7 protein-coding genes are annotated in these 6,543 nt (G+C 69.4%); 1 reads left to right on the top strand and 6 read right to left on the bottom strand.

Going from position 1 to position 6,543, the window contains the following annotated elements; all coding sequences use genetic code 11:
- Window positions 1-65 precede the first annotated feature (65 nt).
- From L6E12_RS28485 to L6E12_RS28460, 6 genes are all read right to left on the bottom strand, one after another.
- Entirely contained in the window at window positions 66-665 is a 600-nt protein-coding gene (locus L6E12_RS28485) for a hypothetical protein (RefSeq protein WP_236231010.1), read from the bottom strand.
- 120 nt (window positions 666-785) lie between these two features.
- Window positions 786-1,691 carry a choice-of-anchor P family protein gene (locus L6E12_RS28480; RefSeq protein WP_236231009.1) on the bottom strand — a complete coding sequence of 302 codons (906 nt, stop codon included), beginning with the start codon at window positions 1,689-1,691 and terminating at the stop codon, window positions 786-788.
- A gap of 232 nt (window positions 1,692-1,923) precedes the next feature.
- Window positions 1,924-2,304, bottom strand: coding sequence for an alpha/beta fold hydrolase (locus tag L6E12_RS28475; RefSeq protein WP_236231008.1), 381 nt, complete (start codon window positions 2,302-2,304; stop codon window positions 1,924-1,926).
- Window positions 2,305-2,645: 341 nt separating this feature from the next.
- Window positions 2,646-3,524: a carbohydrate ABC transporter permease gene (locus L6E12_RS28470; protein WP_236231007.1), complete on the bottom strand. Its 879-nt coding sequence runs from the start codon at window positions 3,522-3,524 to the stop codon at window positions 2,646-2,648.
- The gene (locus L6E12_RS28465; protein ID WP_236231006.1) at window positions 3,521-4,498 is read right to left on the bottom strand and encodes a carbohydrate ABC transporter permease; all 978 of its coding nucleotides are present in this window, start codon (window positions 4,496-4,498) and stop codon (window positions 3,521-3,523) included. The genes L6E12_RS28470 and L6E12_RS28465 overlap by 4 nt, the downstream gene beginning before the upstream one ends.
- 88 nt (window positions 4,499-4,586) lie before the next feature.
- Entirely contained in the window at window positions 4,587-5,738 is a 1,152-nt protein-coding gene (locus tag L6E12_RS28460) for an ABC transporter substrate-binding protein (RefSeq protein ID WP_236231005.1), read from the bottom strand.
- Between the two features lie 445 nt (window positions 5,739-6,183).
- Here L6E12_RS28460 and L6E12_RS28455 point away from each other — a divergent pair.
- The coding region (locus L6E12_RS28455) for an ABC transporter ATP-binding protein (RefSeq protein WP_236231004.1) at window positions 6,184-6,543 on the top strand (360 nt) is incomplete at its 3' end.

Here is a 6,543-nt window from a genome sequence, read left to right as displayed (position 1 = left end):
GGTGCCCGGGTGGCTGCCCGGCCGGCGGTTGGTGGCCGCTGTGGCGGTGGGGTTCGGGGTGGGGTCTAGAGGTCCAGGCCGAGCCTGTGGAGTTCGTGGCGGGCGAGGGTGTCGATGGCCTCGGGGTCGCCGGTGCGCCAGCCGGTGGCGATGCCCTTGGTCTTGGCGAGGCGGGGGAGGGAGGTGGTGACCAGGGCTCGCAGGGCGAGGAGGTCGTGGCCCTCGGTGCCCGCGGCGCGGAGGCGGGTGGCGGCGGTGGCCTCGCGGACGTAGCGGTAGCGGCGGGGGAACCAGACGATGAGGAGGAAGGCGATCGGGACGGCGATGAGGGCGATGGTGACCCAGAGGGCGAGGTCCTGCACCGCCTCGATCTGCCACTGGCCCGCCGCGGTGAGCTTGTCGCCCGCGCCGGAGCCGGTTTTGAGGGCGCCCGCGAGTTGGTCGCCGACCAGGGGGACGTCGTCGGCGTGGGAGGCGGCCTGGTCGAAGGTGTCGCGGAGGTTGCCGCCCGCGGTGATGAGGCCGTCGCCGGGGCCGCGGAGTTCGAGGATGCGTTCGCGGACCTCCTTGGCCAGCCAGGTGGCGAGCAGGACGAGGAGGAGGGCGACCAGGTCGCCGACCGCCTGCCTGGTGCGGCGGGTCGGGTTGTCGGCGTAGAGCTTCATCTGCCCTGGGTACCCGGTTCCGGGAAGGGCGACGCTCAGCCGAACAGCGGCACGCGAACGACCCGGGACGCGCGGAAGGGCCGCCCCGCTGGGGGACGGCCCTTCCGGTCAGTGCTGTGCTCAGGCGGTGCGCTTGCGGCGGGCGTACCAGAAGGCGCCCGCGCCGCCGCCGATGAGGGCGACGCCGCCGATGGCCAGCGGGAGGATGCCGGTGGCGCCGGTGTTGGCCAGGTCGTCCTCGTTGGCGACCGGGGTCACGCCGCCGTTGTCACCCGAGCCGGAGCCCGAGTCCGAGCCGGGGCCGGAGCCCGGCGTGGTGGCCACCGGGGACGAGGTGGGGTTGGCCGGGGTGGTGCTCGGGCCGCCGTCGCCGCCGCCGTCCGGGTTCGGGGTGGTGGTGACCGGACCGCCGCCCGCGGTCTTGCTGCACTTGGCCTGGGACACGATGATGTCGCCCTGCGCCAGGTTCTTGAGCTGGCCGCCGAAGCTGACGTGCAGGGCGTTGACGGTCAGCGAACCGTCGGCGCCGGTGATCTGCTCGTCCACGGAGACGGTGGCCAGGCCCGCGACGTCGACCTTGGCGCGCGCCGAGACGTCGACCTTGTGGCCCATCAGGGTCACCTCGGCCAGGGTGGACTTGCCGGTGACGGTCTTGCCGTCGCTGGTGCAGGTGGCCTCGACGATCTTCGCCTTGAGGATGCCCAGCACGTCGACCTCGGCGACGCTGGCGGTGCTGACCAGCTTCGAACCGGTCAGGTCCGAGGAGGCGTTGACGACCTTCGCCAACACGCCCGCCTTGGCCAGGTCCACCTTGACGACCGACTTGTCATCCCCGGCCGGGTAGGTGGCCAGCGGCGCCGGGCCGACCGACACCGAAGCGGCGTTGAGCGCCTTGGCCTGCACGGACACGGCGAAGGCACTACCCGTGGGGCCACCGGTGGCAGCCGCGAACGGGGCGGTCAGCGCGGTCAGCGCGGCGGTGCCTGCAACAGCGGCGGAGAGAGCGAACAGGCGGGGAGGACGCACGGGGGACTCCAAGGTCGGGCGGGGCCGAATGGCCGATCGGGAACGCCAGGATGGCCGTCATCCCTTTGGCGGATCAAGTCCACAACCGTGACCTTTTCCGGGAGAAAAGTAGCGCTCCGCAACAAAGTGTCAGTTTTTCGGGTGAATCCGCACCATCGTGCAGAACCGTGTGGATCTTCGTTCGCCGATCACAACAAAAATGCCCGCCGTCACCGGGGGTGCGTGATCGGTTTCACAAGGCAACGAGGCCGTTCCCGGGGGCGGGAACGGCCTCGCTGTGCATGGGCGGGTGGTCGGTGGGTGTCACCTCCGCAGGAAGTCCAGCAGCACGCGGTTCCACTCCTCGGCGTGGCTCACGTCCACCCGTGCGGTCCACCCGCGACGACGTGCAGCTCGCTGCCGGGCACCGCCGCGTGGGTGCCCCCCCGGAACCCCCGAACGGCACGGTCGCGTCGCTGTCGCCGTGCAGCACCGGGGTGGGCAGGGAGAGCTTGCCGAGGTCGTCGCGGAAGTCGGTGGCCCCGAAGGTCGTCATGCAGGCGAGAACGGCCTTCTTGTCCGCCTGGTCGCACAGCGCCCGCGCCTCCCGCAGCCGCGCCTCGGTGACCCGCACCCGGCGACCTCGCCGCCGCCCATCGAGAAGCCGACCAGGGGCCTCGGCAGGCACCGGCACCTGGTACTCCCACGATTCGCCCGACAGCGGCCAGTCGTGGATCGGGACGACCGGCCGCCCCGGGCCGCCGGTGTCGTCCACGTGCAGGTCGGTGTCGCGGAACAGCCCGTGGTGGGCGGTGATCTCAGCCGTGTGCTCCCCTGTGGTCCCGTCGGTGGTACCCCCGGCTACCCGCCGGTCCCCGGTCGAACGCCCACACCGCCCGAAACCGCACCCGCCCACTACGGCGACGAGGCCGCTCCCGGTCGCCGGGAACGGCCTCGTCGGGTTCGGGCGGGTGGCTACTTGACGCCACCGGCGGTCAGCCCGGCGACGATCCGGCGCTGGAACAGCAGCACCAGGATCACCAGCGGGATGGTGACGATCACGCCCGCGGCCATCTGGGTGCCGAAGGGGGCGTCGAAGTCGGTGGTGCCGGTGAACTGGGAGCTGATGACCGGCGCCGTCTTGAGGCTCTTCTCGTTCACCACCGACAGGGCGATGATGAACTCGTTCCACGCCGCGATGAAGGTGATGATCGCGGTGGTGAACACGCCGGGGGCGGCCAGCGGGAGGATGACCTTCCGGAAGGCCTGCGCCGGGGTGCAGCCGTCGATCTGGGCCGCCTCCTCCAACTCGGTGGGCATCTGCCGGAAGAACGCGGTCAGGTTCCACACCGCCAGCGGCAGGGCGAAGCTCATGCTCGGCACGATCATCGCCTGGTAGGTGTTGATCCAGCCGATCGAGCTGAACAGCTCCAGCAGCGGCACCAGCAGGGAGATGGTGGGGAACATCGAGGTGATCATGACGATGCCCAGCACCAGGTTCTTGAACTTGAAGTCCAACCGGGCCAGTGCGTAGGCGGTGAGCGTGCCGATCAGCAGGACCAGCACCGTGGTGATGCCCGCGACCAGGAACGAGTTGAGCAGCGCGCGCAGGAAGCCGTTGTCCTCCGAGAACGCGGCGCCGTAGTTGTCCAGCGAGAACGGGCTGGGCACCGGGGCGTCGGAGAAGATGTCGTTCGAGCGGCGCAGGCTGGAGACCAGCATCCAGTAGAACGGCGACAGGCAGTACAGCACGATGGCGCCGATGCCCGCGTACGGCGCCCACCAGTACCAGGGGCGGCCCTTGCCCAGAGCGGCCGCGGCGGCCCGCGGGGGTGCGTCGAGTGTGGTGGTCATCGGCCCTTCTTCCCGTCGCGGGTGCCGAGGACGTCGGCGCCGAGGAGTTTGACGAACACGAACGCGACGACCGCGACGTAGGCGAACAGGAAGATCGAGTACGCCGACGCGGGGCCGTACTTGCCGAACTTCACCGCCTCCTCGTAGGCGATCACGGTGATGGTGTCCGTGGCGTCCTTGCCCGGCCCGATCAGGGTGAACGGCAGGTCGAACAGGCGCAGCGTGTCGAGGATGCGGAACAGCACCGCCACCAGCAGCGTCGGCTTGACCAGCGGCAGCGTGATCGACCAGAAGGTCTTCCACGGCGACGCGCCGTCCAGCTTGGCCGCCTCGTAGACCTCGTTGGAGATGACCTGCAGGCCCGCCAGGACCAGCAGGCCGATGAACGGCGCGGTCTTCCACGTGTCGGCGATGATGACCGCGAACCACGCCTGGATGCCGTCGGTGGTCCACAGGATCGGCTCGTCCATGTCCAGGATCTTGTTGACCACGCCGTCGGCCTGGAAGATCCACCGCCACAGCAGACCGGCGATCGCCGTCGGCACCGCCCACGGCACCAGGATCGCCGCGCGCACCAGCGCCCGGCCCTTGAACGCCCGGTGCATCACCAGCGCCATCAGCACCCCGAGCACGACCTCGATGGACACCGCGACGACGGTGAACGTGGTGGTGTTCGTCAGCGCGTTGCGGAAGCGCTCACCGGCGTCCCCGCTGAACATGTCGGTGAAGTTGTCCAGCCCGACGAACGTCTCGCCGGACTGCACCAGGCCCGTCTCCGGGTCGATGCCGTCGTTGTCGCGGTAGAAGGACAGCCGGAACGCCGCGAGGATCGGGTAGGCCACCACCAGCGCCAGCACGAGCATGGTGGGGGAGACCAGCAGCGCGGCCAGTCGGCCGGTGCCCGCGCGCCGGTTCTGCTTCACGGGCGGGGCGGGAGGGGGTGGTGTGGGCGGTGCGTCGACAGTGGTCGCCATGCGGGATCTCCAGCGGCGGAACGGGTACAGGGGTTTCCGGTACGGGAACGGGGCCTCGGCTGATCCGCCGAGGCCCCGTCGCACGCGACTACTGCTTGGTCAGCTCTTCCAGCTTGGACTGCAGCTTCTTGAGCGCGTCCTCGCTGGTCGTGGTGCCGCCCATGGCGTCGTAGGCGGCCTGCTGGATCGCCGAGGACACCTCCTGGTACTTGACCACCGCGGGGCGCTTCTTGGCCGCCTCGATGCTCTTCTTCAGCTCGGTCAGGTACGGGAACTGCGCGACCAGGGCCTGCTCGTCGTACAGGGAGGCCCAGGTCGGCGCCTGCGAGGTCTTCTCCAGGTTGGCGCGCTGCTGCTGCTCGTCGACCGAGTACTTGATGAAGTCCAGCGCGGTCTTCTTGTTCTTGGCGAAGCTGGAGATGGCGTAGTTGTGCCCGCCCAGGGTCGAGGCGCCGGGGCCGTCGAGGCCGGGCAGCGGGGCGACGGCGAACTTGCCCGCCACCTGCGAGGAACCGTCGGTCGCGTTGGCCTTGGCGTACTGGTACGGCCACTGGCGCTGGAACAGCAGCTCACCGGCCTGGAAGGCGCGGCGGCCCTCCTCCTCCTTGAAGGTGCGCGCCTTCGGGCTGATCTGACCGGACTTGACGCCCTCGACGAGGAAGTCCAGGCCCTTCTTGGCCTCGGCGGTGTTGACGTTCGGCTTGCCGTCGTCACCGACGACAACACCGCCCGCGGAGTTGACCGCCTCGGAGAAGTTGACCGTCAGGCCCTCGTACTTCTCGAACTGCCCGGCGTAGCAGGAGACACCCGGGGCGGTCGGCAGGACCTTGTCGCAGGCCGCCTTCATCTCCGCCCACGTGGTCGGCGGCTTGACGCCCGCCGCGTCGAGCAGGTCCTTGCGGTAGTACAGCAGGCCGCCGTCGGAGGTGGTCGGCACCGCGTAGAGCTTGTTGAAGTACTTGCCGGTCTCGACGGTGGCGGGCAGCAGCTTGTCCAGCGGCAGCTCCGACTCGGGAAGCTGGGTGACCCACTGGTTGGCCGCGAACTCCGCGGTCCAGATGACGTCGAGGTTGAGCACGGTGTAGGCGTCGGACTTCGTCGTCGCGTTCTGCACCATCTGCTGGCGCTGCGCGTCGGCGTCCTCGGGCAGCTCGATGACCTTGACGACCTGGTCCGGGTGCTGCTTGTTCCAGGTGTCGACCTGGTTCTGCAGGTTGCCGGAGGTGTCCTTGCCCGTCACCAGGGTGATGGGACCGACGCCCTCCAGGGCCGCCGGGGTCGACCCGGAACTGGGGGATGAACCGGAATCCGACGACCCGCACGCGCTGACGCCCAGGACCAGGGCGGCCGCTAATGCGGCACCGCGTACGACGCGACCTTGCGTTACCACGACGCCTCCACAGGTGATTCGACTCCGGGGCGCGCGTGCGCCGATCGACGCCGGGCCCCGCTCAGTGTTAAGCGGACTGTTCACGCAAGTTGCCGTCAAGGGAACGCACATGGGTTCGTCGTTACCGTTTCGAGACTGGAACCGTGACGCCTCCGTCATGGAATTGCGGAAAGCCTTGCAGGATCCCCTGGTGCGGCACAGGGGTTTCCGGCATCCTGGGGCGACCCTGGCGCGGTGTCGCTATCGCGGCCGCCGCCGGGCGCCCCATCGCCGAGCTGATGAAGGATGACGCGAGATGGCCGAGGTGCGTTACGAGGCAGCGTCGAGGATCTACCCGGGATCGCCCCCGGTGAAGGCGGTCGACGGCCTCGACCTGGAGGTCGCCGACGGGGAGTTCCTGGTCCTGGTCGGTCCGTCCGGGTCGGGGAAGTCGACGGCGCTGCGGATGTTGGCGGGTCTGGAGGACGTCAACGAGGGGGTCATCCGGATCGGGGATCGGGATGTCACCAATGTGCCGCCGAAGGGTCGGGACATCGCGATGGTGTTCCAGTCCTATGCGTTGTACCCGCATATGACGGTGGCGCAGAACATGGGGTTCGCGCTGAAGTTGCAGGGGTTGGCGAAGTCGGAGATCGAGACCAAGGTGCAGGAAGCT

Origin of the sequence: Actinokineospora sp. PR83 (assembly GCF_021056305.1) — a bacterium.
GTDB lineage: Bacteria > Actinomycetota > Actinomycetes > Mycobacteriales > Pseudonocardiaceae > Actinokineospora > Actinokineospora spheciospongiae.
Note: the sequence above shows the minus strand (reverse complement) of the source record. Positions and strands in the feature narration are given on the sequence as shown.

Bases quoted from the DNA above. Each gene is read 5' to 3' on its own strand.
- L6E12_RS28485 (WP_236231010.1), bottom strand. From the start codon at position 665: ATGAAGCTCTACGCCGACAACCCGACCCGCCGCACCAGGCAGGCGGTC.
- L6E12_RS28470 (WP_236231007.1), bottom strand. From the start codon at position 3,524: ATGACCACCACACTCGACGCACCCCCGCGGGCCGCCGCGGCCGCTCTG.
- L6E12_RS28465 (WP_236231006.1), bottom strand. From the start codon at position 4,498: ATGGCGACCACTGTCGACGCACCGCCCACACCACCCCCTCCCGCCCCG.